Source organism: Roseovarius sp. MMSF_3359 (assembly GCF_030733385.1).
In the GTDB taxonomy this organism is placed as follows: domain Bacteria; phylum Pseudomonadota; class Alphaproteobacteria; order Rhodobacterales; family Rhodobacteraceae; genus Roseovarius.
On sequence record NZ_JASHJC010000002.1, the window covers coordinates 438,416 to 454,467 of the forward strand.

Consider the following 16,052-nt stretch of genomic DNA (forward strand, 5'->3'; position numbering starts at 1 on the left):
TGTAGCGCACACGCAGAGCGGGAAAATTCGAGGAACAGATTGGTACCGAGAATACTACAGCAGCGCGATACTCACTCACGACAGCGGTCCTTGAGATACTGAAAGAAAATTGCTCCCTTGTCCCGCGACTTGGTAATTTCCCCCGCAATTCTCGCTGCAGAATGCATGAATGGCCGATATTTCCGTTGTACAGCGGCACCTTGGTTTCGCACCTGCGGCATGTTTTGCTCTGTGAACCCGCACGGCGAGATATTATCGTTTCTGCTTTGGGCTCTAAGTAGGCACTTAACGGATTGGACATGCAAAAAAGGCGCCGGGACTTCTCCTGGCGCCTTCTACTGTTTTTGAGGGGGTATCAAACTGACATGCAGATGTACTTCATCTCAAGGTAATCTTCGATCCCGTGATGGCTGCCTTCGCGACCGAGGCCGGATTGCTTGACCCCACCGAAGGGCGCGACCTCGGTCGAGATGATGCCGGTGTTAACACCGACGATGCCATATTCCAGCGCCTCGGCCACCTTGTAGACGCGACTCAGATCCTTGGCGTAGAAATAGCTGGCCAGACCAAAGATCGTGTCATTGGCCATGGCGATCACGTCATCTTCGTTCTCGAACTTGAAGAGCGGCGCGAAGGGGCCGAAGGTCTCGTCCGTGGCAACCTGCATGTCCTGCGTACAGCCGACCACGATCGTCGGCGGCAGGAAGTAACCGCTGCCTTCCATCGGCTCACCCCCGCCCAAGATCACCTCGGCGCCTTTTGATGTCGCATCGGCCACATGTTCCTGCACCTTGTCGATGGCATCAGCGTTGATGAGCGGCCCAAGGGCGGTGCCGTCCTCCATGCCGTCGCCGATCTTCATCTGGCTGACCTTTTCCTTCAGCTTGGCAGCGAAGGCATCATAGACCCCGGCCTGCACATAGATCCGGTTGGCGCAGACGCAGGTCTGACCATTGTTGCGGAACTTGCACATGATCGCGCCCTCGACGGCGGCATCGAGATCGGCGTCGTCGAACACGATGAATGGCGCGTTGCCGCCCAGCTCCATCGAGCATTTCATCACGCTGTCGGCGGCCTGGCGCAAGAGGATGCGGCCCACTTCGGTCGAGCCTGTGAAGGTCAGCTTGCGCACGGCCGGGTTTTCGCAGAATTCCTTGCCCACATCCGATGAGCGCGAGGATGTCACAATGTTGAACACACCCTTGGGGATGCCCGCGCGTTCGGCCAGAACACCCATCACCGTTGCCGACAAAGGCGTTTCTGCCGCCGGACGTCCAACAAAAGCACAGCCCGCCGCCAGCGCCGGGGCGGCCTTGCGCGTGATCATCGCGTTCGGGAAATTCCACGGTGTGATCGACGCGGCCACACCGATGGGCTGCTTGATGACGGTGATGCGTTTGTCGCGCTGATGGCCGGGGATGGTCTCACCATAGATGCGCTTAGCCTCTTCGGCGAAAAACTCGATAAAGGACGCGCCATAGCCGATCTCTCCTTTGGCCTCGGCCAGCGGCTTGCCTTGCTCGGCGGTCAGGATGGTGGCCAGATCATCGGCGTTTTCCATCATCAGGTCGAACCACTTGCGCAGCACCGCGGCGCGTTCCTTGCCGGTCCAACTCGCCCAATCCTTCTGCGCGGCTTCGGCGGCGGCGATGGTCTCGCCCACCTGCGCACGCGACATGTCGGCCACCTTGGCGATCACGTCGCCGCGCGCCGGGTTGGTCACGTCGAAAGTGCCACCGTCGCCATCCACCCATTCGCCACCGGAATAGGCCTTTTCAGCCAGCAGTGACGGATCCTTCAGCAGCGATTTCAAATTGGTGTCGGTCATGGCGGTTTCCTCCGAAATTGGTCTCGCACAGCCAAAGCATCTTGCGCTAGGCTTGTCCAGTACCGCAGGGGAGTTACACGTATGGATTGGGACGATGCCTATGCCAACGCACCTTACATCCCGGGAGCCGAGGCCTATCCAGACAGGTGGGCCGCGGAGGCGGAGGCTTTTCGCAGCAAGCTGAGCGGCGTGGGTAGCGCAGAGCTCGGTGTGGCCTACGGCACATCGGACCGGGCGCGCTTTGACCTATTCACTCCCGAAGGCGCATCACTAGGGCTTTGTGTCTTCGTGCATGGAGGCTATTGGCTGAAATTTCATCGGACTTTCTGGTCTCATTTTGCCGAAGGGCTGTTGGCACGGGGCTGGACCGTCGCCATGCCATCCTATGACCTCTGCCCGCAGGTTCGGATCGCCGATATCACCTGTCAGATTGCCGATGCCATCGAAGCTCTGTCGGAGCGGGTTGCAGGACCGATCCGCCTTGCCGGCCATTCGGCGGGGGGCCACCTTGTGGCGCGGATGTGCGTTGAGGGGGCACTGCCTCCGCATGTGTTTGAACGCATTGAGCATGTCATGCCGATCTCCCCGGTCTCGGACCTGCGCCCGCTTGTCAACACCTCGATGAATGCCGACTTCCGGCTGGATGAGGCATCGGCCAAGGCCGAAAGCCCGGCCCTGATGAAGCCACTTGATGTGCCGGTCACGGTCTGGGTGGGCTGCGATGAGCGCCCGGTGTTTCTCGATCAGGCGCGGTGGCTGGCCGAGGCATGGAACGCTGCGCATGTGGTCGAGGAGGGTCGGCACCATTTCGACGTGATTGATGCGCTCAAATATCCCGACAGTTCGATGGTTCGGCGCTTGCTCTCCTAACCGTGCAGGTCTGACCAACAGGGGAGCGTGTCGCCGTCTGCCGGGCGGGCGCGGAATACGGCACGGGCAATGGCGCGCGCCATGCAGGTAGCCGCCGCGTGGCCGAGCATCAAGGTATCGGCGACAGGCTCGGCAAGTGGCTTGTCCCCGGTCGCCGCGGCAAAGATCAAATCGCCATCCATCGGGGTATGCGATGGCAGGAGCGCCCGCGCAAAGCCGTCATGGGCCGAGGTCGCAAGCCGTGTGCATTGCGCCTGTGTCAGGGTGGTATCGGTGGCGACGACGCCGATTGTCGTGTTGGCATGCTGCAATCGTTTCGTTGAAGGCGTTTGCAGATCCGGGTAGGTCGTGGCCGGTCCAAGGCCGCCGAACTCTGCGCCCATCTCAAACGGTGCAGCCCAGAAATGCGGTCCGTCCCCAACAATGGCCGATCCGAGCGCGTTCACGGCCACCAGTGCGCCGACCATCTGGCCGGACGGCAGGCGCAGCGACGCCGACCCAAGCCCTCCTTTCAGATTGGCGGTAGTTGCGCCCGTCCCTGCGCCGACGCTGCCGAGATCGAAGGTTGGGGCGGCGCCATCAAGTGCCTGTTGCCCAAGCCGCTTATAGGGATTGTCGCTCCAATCCTTGTCACCGCCATTCAGCAGATCAAAAAGGATCGCGCCCGGAACGATCGGCACGCGCTGATTGCCCACGGCAAAGCCACGACCCTGCGCGCGCAACCCGTCTGCAACACCGGAGGCCGCATCAAGCCCGAAGGCCGATCCACCTGACAGCACCAGCGCATCGACCTGTTCCACCGTCTTGTCCGGCGCCAGAAGATCGGTTTCGCGTGTCCCCGGGGCACCGCCCATGACATGCACTCCGGCGGTGAATGGCGCGTCGCCGACAACGACCGTAACCCCTGTCCTGATCCCGTCATCCTGCGCATTGCCGACCCGCAGACCCGCGATATCGGTGATAAGGTTCAATGGTCCCGGTTGTGCACTCATGATCTGAAAACGTCCCTCAACTTGTCGCAAAACATCTTGCCAGATTGCGCAGGATCGGCAAGAAGGGGCGCAGGTCGGAGCGATGGCGTCGCCCCATAGGCCCCAACATATCCCAAACAGTCCTGAACGCCGGGACCTTTCTTTTCAGGAGGGTCACTATGACTGCACATCCAGAATCCACCCAATTCGGCGGGACATCCCGCCCCGAAATGTACCGCTTTCACAACGGTGAGAAGGCCCCTCTGGCCTTTGACGTCGCCGAATACGAGGCGCGTATTGCCGGTCTGCGCCGCATCATGGCCCAGGCGGGCGTCGATGCCGCCGTCTTCACCTCGATGCACAACATCGCCTATTACTCAGGTTTCCTCTATTGCGCCTTCGGCCGCCCCTATGGCCTCGTCGTAACCGCGACCGAATGTGTGACGATCAGCGCAGGCATCGACGCGGGCCAGCCCTGGCGGCGCTCCTTCTGCGACAACATCACCTATACCGACTGGCAGCGCGACAATTACTGGCGCGCGATCCTGTCGGTCTCGGGCGAAGGCCGCGTCGTGGGCTACGAGGGTGATCACCTGACGCTGATGCAGAAGGGCAAGCTGGAGGCGTTCCTGAAGCCGTCCAAAACCGTGGATATTGCGGGCCACACGATGACGCAACGGATGCACAAATCCGCGGCCGAAATCGCGCTGATCCGTCAATGCACGGCGATTGCCGATGTGGGCGGCTACGCGATCAAGGACGCGGTGCGCGAAGGCACCCGCGAGATCGACGTGGCCATGGCCGGTCGCGACGCGATGGAGGTCGAGATTGCCCGCGTCTTCCCGGATGCGGAATACCGCGACACCTGGGTCTGGTTCCAGTCGGGCATCAACACCGATGGCGCGCATAACCCGGTCACCGGGCGCCACCTGCAACGCGGTGACATCCTGAGCCTCAACACCTTCCCGATGGTCAGTGCCTATTACGTGGCGCTGGAGCGCACTATGTTCGTGGGCGAGGTAGATGCTGCCAGCCTGAAGATCTGGGAGGCAAACGTCGCGGCCCATGAGTACGGCATGTCACTCCTTAAGCCCGGAGTGAGTTGCGCCGAGGTCACGCACAAGATCAACGACTTCTTTGCCGAGCGTGACCTGCTGCAATACCGCACCTTCGGCTATGGCCACTCCTTCGGTGTTCTAAGCCACTATTATGGCCGCGAGGCGGGCCTCGAACTGCGCGAAGACATCGACACGGTTCTGGAACCAGGCATGGTGATCTCGATGGAACCGATGCTCACCATCGCCGATGGGCAACCGGGCGCGGGCGGCTACCGTGAGCATGACGTGCTGGTCATCACCGAAGACGGCAACGAAAACATCACCGGCTACCCCTACGGGCCGGAATTCAACGTGGTCGGATAAGCGGAAATCAAGCCATTGCGATTGAGAAGGGCGGTTCATGTGAGCCGCCCTTGTCGTGCCGGGCAAGCTTGCAATTTTAATGCAAAGCGCCGTTACAGAAATGAACGCACAGCCGTACCGGTGGCGAAAGTAAGCCAATAAAAACCGCTCCAGGCCAACAGGTATGCCAATGTTCTGCGCCGCCATTCAGGTAAGGCGGAACTTAGCAGGCAAGAGATGACATAGCTGGCAATCAGCGCCCCGCACATTGTTGAAACAAATTGCCAATCCAATATAAGATGGTCGCTGTGTTTCGCATGATATGAAAAATACACGATGCTTATATATCCGGCCACCACCGGCATCAGGGCAATCGCCGCAACCGGAAGCCAGAACCAAAAACCGATTGCACCAAGCACCCGCGCGCGTGTGGGGCGGAGCAGCCGCCAATGCGAAAGCGGGTTAAGCATGTAGCAGGCCAACAGAAGCCCAAGCGCGAGGCTTGGGACAAACATGCCGGCCGGTGCCCAAAATCCGAGCGGCAAGAAAGTTGCCCGGCTGACAGAAACTGACCGCGCCACCTCGGGTCCTATCAAAAACGCGTAGACGAGCGACGAGACAACCCAGATGAGGAGCGACGATTTCACCCAGCATCTACGCAGTTCTGCGTGCGGGATGACTGCGGCATGAGGTTCGGATTGGTTTTCTGACATGGTGAGGTAGTTGATTTTAATGGTAAAAATGAAATGTAAGGGGTGTTAAATTCTTGCAGGGGAGAACAAGGCGCAGCCACCGAGCTTGGGTGGCTGCGCCATCGGGTTATGCGGCGTCTTTGGTGTCGCCGACATAATCCTCTAGAAGCTTCTCGTTGCGCGCTTCCTCGATCTGGTTGATCCGGTCGATGCGGGCCTGGTTGTCGAAGCGGTATTTGACGAAATTCACCAGGCTGAGCGTCAGGAGCAGGATGCCGATGCCCCAGAACCCTTTGGTCGAGAGCGGCACGTCCGTCGAGAGCCAGAGCGAATAACCCAGCAGGATATAGGCAGCGGCCACGCCCGCGAGGTTAAAGAGCATGATGACGGTGTTGTCGGGTTTTTCGTGCGTATACATTTCAATGTCCTTTCAGATAAGAGAATTTGTTGGGGTTTAGTCCTGTTTGAGCCGTGCCAGCACGTCCTGCGCTGTCACCTTGGTAGAGGGGCCAAAGCCGCGGGCGGCCATCCGGTCTTCAAGGTTGTCATGGTTCAGGTCGGCGTTGATTTCCGACAGGATTTGCGACTGCTCGAACGGATCGTCCGCGCCGATCACCCGGGTAATCAACTCCTGCGCCTCGTCGGCGCTTGAAGTGCTGCCGATCGTTGTCTTCAGACGGGTTTGCATCTGCTGCTCGCGGCGGATGGCACGGGCGGTAATGGCGCCCTGCTTGAGGTCGATGATCCGGCGATGCGCAGCTTCGACAGAGGCGCGCAGGCGGGTCGTCTGGGTCTCAAGACGGTCGAGGGTTTCCTGCCGCAAGGCGGCTTCGTTCTCCATCGTGGCGATGGCTTCGGCGGCCTGCCGGGCCATGTCGTCACGACCGGCATCCAGCGCCTCACGAGCACGCAGGGCCATGGACTCCGACCGCGCCCTGATGGCATCAAGCAGCCGTTTTTCCGACCGTTGCCGCTGCACCAGTGTCGCCAGCGTTGCCTTGGCCGCCTTCAGGTGCATTTCGGTTTCGCGGATTTTCTGGTCAATCAATTCAAGCGCAAAGGCATCGGTGACCCTTTCTTCCGCCCGGGCGCTGGCCCCGACAAAGAGGGTTCTAAAGGTCCTAATCATATCTTCATTCCTTCTTGAACAACGTTCACGACAGGAAGATAGGCAATCGTGAACTGTGTTCAAGAATATTTTTGAACAATGTTCAGAAACTATTTGTTTCCGGTTGCCTGCACCAATACCAGCGCGATCATCCGCTCCAGTTCATCCCCCGGCACGCCCGAGATGCGGTTTTCGAGACCTAAAAGGACAATACCATGCACCGAGGAAAACAGCGCGCGTGTCATCAAGTTCACCTCGTCGTCGGACATGTCGGGGAAACATTCGCTGACCGGACCCGCGATGTAGCCGAACAGGCGACCCAGCTCTGACATGTACCAATCCGGCACGGCCATCTCGGTCGACATGCGGATATCAAAAAGCGTGCGCCAGGTTTTGGGATTGGCGGCGGCAAAGTCGAGATAGGCCAAAGACATCGCAATCAGCCTGTCGGTGGGAGTATCACCCTCGCGTCCCTCAAGGGATTTTGCGACGGCGGCCCCGATCCGTTGGAACGTGCGCCCGTTGACCGCGATGATGATGTCGTTGAGGTCACCGAAGACGTTGTAGATGGCGCCCACGGCACAATCCGCCCGCTTTGCCAGGTCACGCGCCTTGATCGCGGCCATGCCGTCCTCGGCGATCCGGGCTTCGGCGATATCAATGAGGCGCTGCCGAAGTTCCGTGCGCCGCTGTTTTACCTTGCCGGTCATCGGCCCCGTCCTCCTGAACCATGTTCATGTCATATACAGAAGGCGGGGCCGAAACCCAAGGTCATGGCACGGGTCACACCATGCCGAAGATGCGCGCCGGGCCGCCGGATCCGCCGCGATGTTTGGGCGCCCCGATCATGATGGTGGCACCGCTCGCGGGCATCTTGTCGAGATTGGCGATGTTCTCGATCCCGAACCGGCCGGTGGGAAGCCAGGCGTAATGGGTGGCGAAATCCGCCGACGGGCCGTGATCCAGCGACAGCGTATCGCTGGCGATCGACCCCGCACCGGTTTCCAGAAGCATTTGCGCCGCCTCGACATGGAAACCGGGGAAATGCATCTTGTCACCGTCGGAGTTGCGGAACCCGTCACCGCCGGTCTTGGCCCCCCACCCGGAATAAAGCGCGACACAGGCATTGTCAGGGATTTCTCCGTTCGCGTCGATCCAGCCCTTGAGATCATCGGGAGTAAGCTGCGTATCCGCGTCCTCGGCGGCGCGCGCGGCGATGTCGACGACGCAAAGCGGGGCAACAAGCGATGTGACCGGGATCTCGTCAACCGAGGCGCCATCGGCGGAGAAATGCAGCGGAGCGTCGATATGCGTGCCGGTATGTTCGTTCAACGACATCGAAAACAGGTTGAAGCCATTGTCGGCGAAGTTGAATTCCTGCTTCATGTCGATGCCGGGCTTACCGAAATAGGTCGGAAACTCGGCATCATAGGTATGCGTCAGATCTTCCACCGTCCCGTGTCCCATTGCCATGGCCGGCGGTGCCGTGACGGTACCCAATGCAGCCGCTGCCCCCGCGGCGGCACTCGCGGTGAAGAATGAACGCCGCGACAGCATCTTGTCTTTGACCGCGTTCATCACACATATATCGCACATGGTTTTCTCCCATCGTTTCCGGTTATAGAATGAGGCAAGGTTAGCATGGGTTGCCGCTGTGGCCAGTCACGTTTGGGCGATAGATCGCCATGCTGCGACCCGAAACCGGAAGCGCGTCAGATAGGGGAAATGAATGGTATATGTGAAATGGGTGTTCCGGGTCTGCTTCTGGCTGCTGGTCATTGCCTTTTTCCATTATACCTTGCCGCAACATGATATTGCCCGCGTGACGGACACCTACGAAAAGCGGATAGACTTCGGAGAAAACTCGATTTTCTGGTCCAGCGCGGATGTTGGAAACGATGTGACGGCCCTCAATCGCGATGTGTTTTTCATCCAATCGAAACGTACGAATGATCGCGTCATGGTCTATCGCAACGAAGACACCGGATGGGGGTGGCCACCCTATTTCAAGTTCGACACCTCGAACCTGCAGGCCGAAGCAGCGGACCTGAAGTCCACCGCCGAAGCGCCCAAGTGGGTCGTGATCAAGCACTATGGGTGGCGCAACGAATTTCTGTCGATCTTCCCCAATGCGGTCGGCGTGTGGCAGGTTTCGGGGCCGGATGTCCGGATCATACCCTGGTTCAACATCGGCCTGCTGACCTTCCTTTTCGCGACCTACTGGGCCATCCGTGTCCGCTGGATCCGGTTCCGCAAGAACCAGATCGAGGCGCGATACGACGAATGGACGGATGGATGGGGATGAGTTTACCCAGACGTGCAACGTCGAGCGTCCACACCGCGACGGGCGGGCAGCTCTGAAAAGGCGCGCGGCTTAGAACTCCTGCAAGAGCAGTTGTTGCTCCTCGACAAGGTGCAGTTTGATGAACTCCACCGCAGAGGCCACGTCACGTGACGCGATCGCATTGAAGAGCGTGTTGTAGCGTTTCTGGTAGTCCTGAATGCGTTTCGGGGTCAGGTTCCGGCGACGGAGCTTGGTGCGGAAACTCTGGCGGTAAGTGTCGATAGACAGCTGGTAACACGACGCCAGAAGCGGATTGCCAGTCCCCTCGGCGATCTGGGTATAGAGCTTTTCTTCCAACTCGATGAACTGGTCGACATCGGTCTGGATGGCTTCGATTTGCGACAGGGTTTCGCTCAGCTCCGTGATCATCCGCGGCGTCATGTTCACAACGGCCAGGCGCACCATCTCCGGCTCCAGAATACCGCGGACCACCAGATGATCCAGCGGGCTTGTCTCATCCGCAACAGATCCAACCGGCGCTCCCTGCGGCGTACTTGACTGATAGGTCACAAAGCTGCCCGACCCAGCCCGGCGGCGGATAACCCGCTGACTTTCCAGCACATCAAGCGCCTCGCGCACGGTATTCCGCGCCACGCCAAGTTCCGACGCAAGCGTCCGTTCCGAGGGCAGGCGCGTGTCGATCGGGTATTCCTCGGCCTTGATACGGGCAAAAAGCGTATCAACCACGATCTGCACCGTCGCCCCGATGGGCTGCGATACGGTGATGGACGCCGCGGTCTCCTGAATTTTCTTGTTCATCGCAATGCCGGCCGGTTTGGTTACGGATCAATCATAGCGGGGCGCTGGCGGTTCGGAAAGCCGGTTGGCGTCGACGGGGTCCGTGTTCGAACCCTTCGCGCAATCCACCTACATCCCCGGGCCTTTGGGTCCTGCCGTCGAACTGGCTCCATGCACCGTCACTCTCCCAATGCGATCCCCTCGCGGCGTGGATCGGCGCCGCCCCGCAAGGTCTCACCAATCGAAATCGCATGCAGCCCGGATGTCAGGGGGCGACCCTCGACCTCGAACCCCATCTCTTTGAGGGGCGCCGCGAAATCCAGCGCGTCGGTAGCGATTTCAAGATCATAGGTGCCAAACCTGTTCACAAGATGCGGCAGGGCAATGGCCGCCTGCACGTCCATCCCCCAATCCAGATGCGCGATGATCGTCTTGGCGACATAGCCGATGATCCGGCTGCCACCGGGGCTGCCGATCACCAGAACCGGTTTGCCGTCCTGCATCACGATTGTCGGCGCCATGGACGACCTTGGCCGCTTGCCCGGCTCGACGCGGTTTGCAATCGGCACGCCATCGCGGTGACTGCGGAACGAGAAATCCGTGAGTTCATTGTTGAGCAGAAACCCCCGGACCATGACGCGGGAGCCGAAAGCGTTTTCAATCGTCGTCGTCATCGAGAGCGCATTGCCATACTGGTCGACGATCGAGATATGCGAGGTTGATGGCAGCTCGATCGCCTCGTCATCAGCCCAGAGCAGACCGTGATCGAACTCGGGTGTCCCGGGCGCGACTTCGGGCAGGGCATCATCACCTTTGAGCAACTCGGCCCGGCGAGCGAGGTAACCGGGGTCTACAAGGCCCGGGACCGGGACCGGGACAAAATCGCTATCGGCCATGTACCGTCCCCGGTCGGCAAAAGCCAAACGGCTTGCATCCCCGATGAGGCGCCATGCCTCGGGTGCCTCGGGTCCGAGTGTGGCCACCTCGAACCCTTCCAGCAGCCCGAATATCTGCCCAACGGTAAGCGCACCGGAGGACGGCGGCCCCATGCCGCAAATTTGAAAATCCCGGTAACGCGCGCAAACCGGCTCACGTTCCTTGACGGTATAAATCGCCAGGTCGACCTCCGACAGCACACCTGGATTGTCCGCCACCCCCTGCACGGTGGCGACGATATGGGCGGCGATGTCGCCGGTATAGAATGCCGACGGCCCTTCGGTCGCAAGGCGGGTCAGTGTATCGGCATAGGCCGGGTTGGTCAGGATCCGCCCTTCCGGCACCGGATCACCATCCGGAAGGAAATAGGCGGCGGTCGTGTCATGGCGCGCCAGTCTTTCGGCATCGCCCGCGACCATGGCCGCCATGCGCGGGCTGACCGCAAACCCCTCATGCGCCAGCTTGATGCCGTCATCGAAAAGACCGGCCCAGTCCGATCGGCCCCACCGGGTGTGCGCCGCATGGAGAAGTGCCGGGGTGCCAGGGGTGCCGACAGATCGCCCGCCCACAACCGCATCGAAAAACCCGAGCGGCGCGCCGCTGGCGTCCTGAAACAGGCGCGGCGTTGCGGCCAGCGGCGCGGTCTCACGCCCGTCAAGCGTGGTCAGCTCACCGGTTTCGCCGTCATACCAGACCAGGAAAGCACCACCGCCCAGACCCGAACTCTGCGGCTCGACGAGCCCGAGGACCACCTGCACGGCCACCATCGCATCGGCCGCACTTCCGCCCGCCCGCAGCACCCTGGCACCGGCCTCCACCGCCAGTGGATTGGCGGCACTCACCATCCACTCTTTCGCTTCGACCGGTTGGCCCGCAGCTTTGGCTTTCAGCGCCGCTTGCGCCTCGACCGACGTGACGACCTGCCCGGCGCCTGCCGCCTCGGGAGCGATGGCATCAGTGGCCTGCTGCGCCCCAAGCGGCGATGACATGGCGAAGAGACTGATCAGACACAAGCTGCGGAACATGGTGGATACCTCTCTTTTCTTGCGCGAACCCTGGCCACGGAGCCCCCATCGCCCCTTGAAGGCGGTCAGGACCGTCTGAAAGGGGCGATTGCCCCTGAGCGGCGTCAATTCACAGCATCGCCGGCACAACTTGATCGGGGGGGCGATGGCCGTCGTCAAAAGTCTTGATGTTGAGGATCACCTTCTCGCCCATCTCGATCCGGCCCTCCTGGGTGGCCGAGGCCATGTGCGGCAGAAGGACAACGTTGTTCAACGCCCGAAGGCGCGGGTTCACGTCCGAGCCGTTCTCATAGACATCAAGCCCGGCTCCGGCCAACTCGCCCGCGCGCAACGCCCGGGTCAGCGCATTTTCGTCAATCACCTCACCGCGTGACGTATTGACGATCACCGCATCGGGTTTCATCAGCTTCAACCGCCGTGCGTTCATCAAATGGAAGGTGGCGGGCGTATGCGGACAGTTGACGCTCAAAACATCCATGCGCGCCACCATCTGGTCAAGGCTTTCCCAATAGGTCGCGCCAAGCTCTTCTTCGGTCTCGCTGCGCAGCCGTCGGCGGTTGTGATAATGAATCTGCATCCCGAACGCAGCGGCGCGCCGGGCAACCGCCTGCCCGATCCGCCCCATCCCCAGAATGCCCAGGCGACGGCCCGAGATCCGACCGCCCAGAAGCGCCGTCGGCGCCCAGCCGTCCCAATTGCCGGCCTGCATCACGGCCAATCCTTCGGGCATCCGCCGCGTCACCGCCAGTATCAGCCCCACGGTAATATCCGCCGTATCATCCGCCGACACACCGGGCGTGTTCGACACCAGAATGCCATGCTGCCGGGCGGTGTGGACGTCAATATGATCGACCCCGGCACCATAATTCGCGATCAGCTTCAGCTGATCCCCGGCCTGGGCAATCAACCCGGCATCAATGCGGTCGTTCAACGTGGGCACAAGGACGTCTGCGGTCTTGACCGCCTGAGCCAGATCCGAACGGCTCATCGGTTCGTCGGTGGTGTTTACCGTCACGTCGAAAAGCTCACCCAAACGCTTTTCCACGGGCTCCGGCAGGCGTCGCGTTATGACAACACTCAGGCGTGCAGATGGCATCCGGCCTCTCCTTGTCCTTTGCAATCTCGGCGCGTTGATGACAGAGTGGCGCAGGAAAGGTCGAGGCACAAGAACCCCGGCGAAATAGTTTGAGCAGAATTCAGGTGCAGGCGATGAAATCGGTTGTTTTAGGGGCTGTGGTCGCAGTGTTTTTGGCGAGTGGAATCGCGACAGCCCAGGATCGTGGCCCCGTCACCAACCTGCCCCTGCCACGCTATGTGTCCCTCAAGGCCAGCGAAGGCAACGTGCGCCGCGGACCCAGCCTGACCCACCGGATCGACTGGGTATTCACCCGCAAGGATGTCCCGCTTGAGATCACCGCCGAACATGGCCATTGGCGGCGGGTACGCGACCGCGACGGCGTCGGCGGCTGGATCCACTATTCGCTGCTATCCGGTGCCCGCACTGCGATTGTCGAACATGACATGATGGAGCTTTTGTCCCAGCCCGCAGAAAAATCCATGATCGTCGCAAGGCTGGAACTGGGGGTCATCGCCCGCGTGATCGAATGTGACGCCACCTGGTGCCGCCTCTCTGCCGCGGGGTACAAAGGCTGGGCGCCAAAGGCGCGTATCTGGGGTGTCGAACAGGACGAAATCGTGGACTGACAAACCGCCGTCTAACCCGGCCTCCGACCAACGCCCCCAATAACGTCATTTTTTTCCTTTCCGCTCTTGAACCGCGCCAAGGTCCAGAGTAATTAGCGCGTCACCGTTGGGGTGTAGCCAAGTGGTAAGGCAGCGGTTTTTGGTACCGTGTATCGTAGGTTCGAATCCTACCACCCCAGCCAAACACTTTCAGATGTGTCGTCCGGTGTGAATCGCGACTTGTCCAGCTAGAAAGCCAACTTTTGTCGGCCAAGAACGCAACTTTCAGCGAATTCAGCGCAACGGATAGTGGCTTCTCAGGCTAGTTGGCTGATTTGATCGTTTCCAAAAACCACCGCAGCACATGCGGCCCTGCGGTTTGGAAATCGGCACCTGGGGCGGTTTGCCGACCTTCGCTGCAGAAGCGACGTTTCGGTGCTCGCGACGCGATAGCCGACCTTCACATTCCATAGTTTCAGCTTTCGGTTGTGCCATTCGTTCGCTGAATGCATTCTCATCCACAAATTGTACTGAGAGAGCGCCAGTAGCATGTCATCGAGAATTCTCAAACTGACGATTAGCAAATTCAGAGGTATTCAAGAGCTTGAGTGGCTCCCTTCCGAAGGGATGAATTTCATTTTGGGTGGCGGCGACACTGGAAAGACAACAGTGTTAGAGGCCGTAGATCTTCTATTCTCGCCATCGACTTCATTTAACGTTTCCGAGACAGATTACTGGATGCGGGACACCGCAACCAGTTTCGTTATCGAAGCTGTAGTTCGCCTGGGCAACGAGATCGATATCAACACCCAGTCGAACATGGCCTACCCTTGGCATTGGGATGGAAAGGAAGCCGTTGTTCCAGATAATAACGAAGAGAACGGCGAAAACAACGAAGTCTACAGAGTCCGGTTCACAGCAAACTATCGGAAGAGGCAAAGGAGGCACTGACGGCACTTGATGCCAAGTTCGTAGAAAAAGCCCTTCCCGGCGGCGTGTCGATTGGATTGACGAGCTCTAAGGGCATCTCGATTGGCGCACTTGTCGGTTTGCTGGCTGAAAAGAGCGCGGACACGCAACTTCCGCTTTCGAGTTGGGGAGCCGGACCCAGGCGTTTAGCCAGCCTTGAAATCGGGGCGGCCAATAGCACTGCGCCCTCTTTCATCACCGTGGATGGAAATCGAACGTGGGCTAGAGCCATACCGGCTAAGACAGTTTCTCGCCGATCTTTCCGAGCAAGACGGCCAGAAATTCGTCACGACGCATAGCCCAATAGCAATAGCTTCCGCGCCAGAAGCGCACCTGTGGTACATGGATAGCTCCGGCCGCTTGGGCACACTGCCGTCCGAGCTAGTTGGCAAACAACAAAAGAACGATCCCGAGACGTTCTTGTCGCGCGTTGCAGTTATCGCAGAGGGCGTCACAGAAGTGGGTTTTCTCAATCACCTTCTCGAATTGGCACTAGGGTGCGCCCCCCTCGATCACGGAATTCGCGTCTGCAACGGCCAAGGCAACGACCACACGAGAAAGCTGCTCAAAGCTCTTGAAGAGGCAAGACTCAAATTTGCAGGCTTGGCCGACAATGAAGGTGTCAAAACCGATAGCTGGGCAGAGTTAAAAGAGAAGATGGGTGATTTACTTCTTCAATGGGAGGAAGGTTGTACTGAAGAAGCGGTCATCTCTGCCATTCCTGAAGATCAAATCCCCGCGTTGATCGGCGCCGTAGGGGAAGATAAGACTGGCACCCGTCTACAACACCTGAAAGTTCGCTGCGGAGCCGAAGAAAGGACGCTGGACAGCATTATTGCAGCTCTGGCCAGTACCGGAAAACCCTTGAAGCAGCTTGTTATCGAGGCCGCAAGCGGGCGTTCGGACGACGCGCCCGAAGGAGAGAAAAAAGCCTGGAAGAGCCATTCGTCCAGCTGGTTCAAGTCTGAAGCTGGCGGTGCTGAACTTGCCCAAAAGGCGATAGCGCTTGGTGGATGGAACGGCCTTTCGGAGCGCCTGCTTCCCTTGATTGCAGCCATATTGGCGACTGTCGGGCTCACCGTTGCCCATGACCTTGCGAATGCCTGATCAGTCCGTATTCGATTTGCTGCGGAGCGATGAACCCCTGGTCGTGATTGAGGCACCTGCGGGTTGTGGCAAGACCTATCAGGGCGCCGAATATGCCCATGACATCGCACCGACGCTTGGCAACGGCCGGATGTTGATTCTTACTCATACCAATGCGGCTTGCGACGTATTCGGAGAAAGAACACGGGGCGTCTCTCGCAACGCGGTTGAGATCAGAACCATAGACGCGCTGATCTGCCAGATCGCCGCTGCATATAACAAGGTGCTCGACCTTCCGCCGGACCCGACGGTTTGGGCCTATACGTGACCTGAGCCCCTGAATCTCCTCCATTTTTGTGTAGAGTCCGCCCAACAAAAGGACGGACAAATGAAGTCGAGATT

The 16,052-nt window shown here is 59.6% G+C and carries 17 protein-coding genes and 1 tRNA gene; 8 read left to right on the forward strand and 10 right to left on the reverse strand.

Features of this window, described 5'->3' with window-relative positions; translation table 11 throughout:
- Positions 1 to 355: 355 nt before the first annotated feature.
- Complete coding sequence (locus RBB29_RS04995) at positions 356 to 1,828, reverse strand: NAD-dependent succinate-semialdehyde dehydrogenase (protein ID WP_306113074.1); 1,473 nt, start codon at positions 1,826 to 1,828, stop codon at positions 356 to 358.
- Positions 1,829 to 1,909: 81 nt separating this feature from the next.
- On the opposite strand from RBB29_RS04995, the gene RBB29_RS05000 reads away from it, so the two are divergent.
- Positions 1,910 to 2,698, forward strand: coding sequence for an alpha/beta hydrolase (locus RBB29_RS05000; protein WP_306113075.1), 789 nt, complete (start codon positions 1,910 to 1,912; stop codon positions 2,696 to 2,698).
- Here the strand turns inward: RBB29_RS05000 and RBB29_RS05005 are convergent.
- Positions 2,695 to 3,690 carry a P1 family peptidase gene (locus RBB29_RS05005; protein ID WP_306113076.1) on the reverse strand — a complete coding sequence of 332 codons (996 nt, stop codon included), beginning with the start codon at positions 3,688 to 3,690 and terminating at the stop codon, positions 2,695 to 2,697. The two genes, RBB29_RS05000 and RBB29_RS05005, sit on opposite strands and share 4 nt — an antisense overlap.
- Positions 3,691 to 3,899: 209 nt before the next feature.
- Between RBB29_RS05005 and RBB29_RS05010 the strand changes: the two genes are divergently transcribed.
- The gene (locus tag RBB29_RS05010) at positions 3,900 to 5,090 is read left to right on the forward strand and encodes an aminopeptidase P family protein (RefSeq protein WP_306113096.1); all 1,191 of its coding nucleotides are present in this window, start codon (positions 3,900 to 3,902) and stop codon (positions 5,088 to 5,090) included.
- 92 nt (positions 5,091 to 5,182) lie between these two features.
- On the opposite strand, the gene RBB29_RS05015 is transcribed toward RBB29_RS05010, so the two are convergent.
- The 5 genes from RBB29_RS05015 to RBB29_RS05035 form a co-directional block, all read right to left on the reverse strand.
- The gene (locus tag RBB29_RS05015) at positions 5,183 to 5,716 is read right to left on the reverse strand and encodes a hypothetical protein (RefSeq protein ID WP_306121104.1); all 534 of its coding nucleotides are present in this window, start codon (positions 5,714 to 5,716) and stop codon (positions 5,183 to 5,185) included.
- A gap of 172 nt (positions 5,717 to 5,888) precedes the next feature.
- Positions 5,889 to 6,179, reverse strand: coding sequence for a hypothetical protein (locus RBB29_RS05020; protein WP_306113078.1), 291 nt, complete (start codon positions 6,177 to 6,179; stop codon positions 5,889 to 5,891).
- Positions 6,180 to 6,215: 36 nt separating this feature from the next.
- A complete protein-coding gene (locus RBB29_RS05025; protein ID WP_306113079.1) occupies positions 6,216 to 6,890 on the reverse strand; it encodes a PspA/IM30 family protein in 675 nt (224 codons plus the stop codon).
- A gap of 89 nt (positions 6,891 to 6,979) precedes the next feature.
- Positions 6,980 to 7,579, reverse strand: a complete 600-nt coding sequence (locus tag RBB29_RS05030; RefSeq protein WP_306113080.1) for a TetR/AcrR family transcriptional regulator — start codon at positions 7,577 to 7,579, stop codon at positions 6,980 to 6,982.
- A gap of 73 nt (positions 7,580 to 7,652) precedes the next feature.
- A complete protein-coding gene (locus tag RBB29_RS05035) occupies positions 7,653 to 8,465 on the reverse strand; it encodes a cyclase family protein (RefSeq protein ID WP_306113081.1) in 813 nt (270 codons plus the stop codon).
- Between the two features lie 133 nt (positions 8,466 to 8,598).
- Between RBB29_RS05035 and RBB29_RS05040 the strand changes: the two genes are divergently transcribed.
- Positions 8,599 to 9,174, forward strand: a complete 576-nt coding sequence (locus RBB29_RS05040) for a DUF1523 family protein (protein ID WP_306113082.1) — start codon at positions 8,599 to 8,601, stop codon at positions 9,172 to 9,174.
- A gap of 69 nt (positions 9,175 to 9,243) precedes the next feature.
- On the opposite strand, the gene RBB29_RS05045 is transcribed toward RBB29_RS05040, so the two are convergent.
- The 3 genes from RBB29_RS05045 to RBB29_RS05055 form a co-directional block, all read right to left on the reverse strand.
- Entirely contained in the window at positions 9,244 to 9,972 is a 729-nt protein-coding gene (locus RBB29_RS05045) for a FadR/GntR family transcriptional regulator (protein WP_306113083.1), read from the reverse strand.
- 158 nt (positions 9,973 to 10,130) lie between these two features.
- A complete protein-coding gene (ggt, locus tag RBB29_RS05050; RefSeq protein ID WP_306113084.1) occupies positions 10,131 to 11,912 on the reverse strand; it encodes a gamma-glutamyltransferase in 1,782 nt (593 codons plus the stop codon).
- 109 nt (positions 11,913 to 12,021) lie between these two features.
- Positions 12,022 to 13,008: a D-glycerate dehydrogenase gene (locus RBB29_RS05055; protein ID WP_306113085.1), complete on the reverse strand. Its 987-nt coding sequence runs from the start codon at positions 13,006 to 13,008 to the stop codon at positions 12,022 to 12,024.
- 113 nt (positions 13,009 to 13,121) lie between these two features.
- Between RBB29_RS05055 and RBB29_RS05060 the strand changes: the two genes are divergently transcribed.
- From RBB29_RS05060 to RBB29_RS05080, 5 genes are all read left to right on the forward strand, one after another.
- Entirely contained in the window at positions 13,122 to 13,616 is a 495-nt protein-coding gene (locus tag RBB29_RS05060) for an SH3 domain-containing protein (protein ID WP_306113097.1), read from the forward strand.
- Positions 13,617 to 13,723: 107 nt separating this feature from the next.
- Positions 13,724 to 13,798, forward strand: a tRNA-Gln gene (locus tag RBB29_RS05065).
- A 346-nt stretch (positions 13,799 to 14,144) separates the two neighbouring features.
- A complete protein-coding gene (locus RBB29_RS05070; RefSeq protein ID WP_306113086.1) occupies positions 14,145 to 14,546 on the forward strand; it encodes a hypothetical protein in 402 nt (133 codons plus the stop codon).
- A gap of 222 nt (positions 14,547 to 14,768) precedes the next feature.
- The gene (locus RBB29_RS05075) at positions 14,769 to 15,671 is read left to right on the forward strand and encodes an ATP-dependent endonuclease (protein ID WP_306113087.1); all 903 of its coding nucleotides are present in this window, start codon (positions 14,769 to 14,771) and stop codon (positions 15,669 to 15,671) included.
- Complete coding sequence (locus tag RBB29_RS05080; protein ID WP_306113088.1) at positions 15,664 to 15,978, forward strand: hypothetical protein; 315 nt, start codon at positions 15,664 to 15,666, stop codon at positions 15,976 to 15,978. The genes RBB29_RS05075 and RBB29_RS05080 overlap by 8 nt, the downstream gene beginning before the upstream one ends.
- The last annotated feature ends 74 nt before the right edge of the window (positions 15,979 to 16,052 follow it).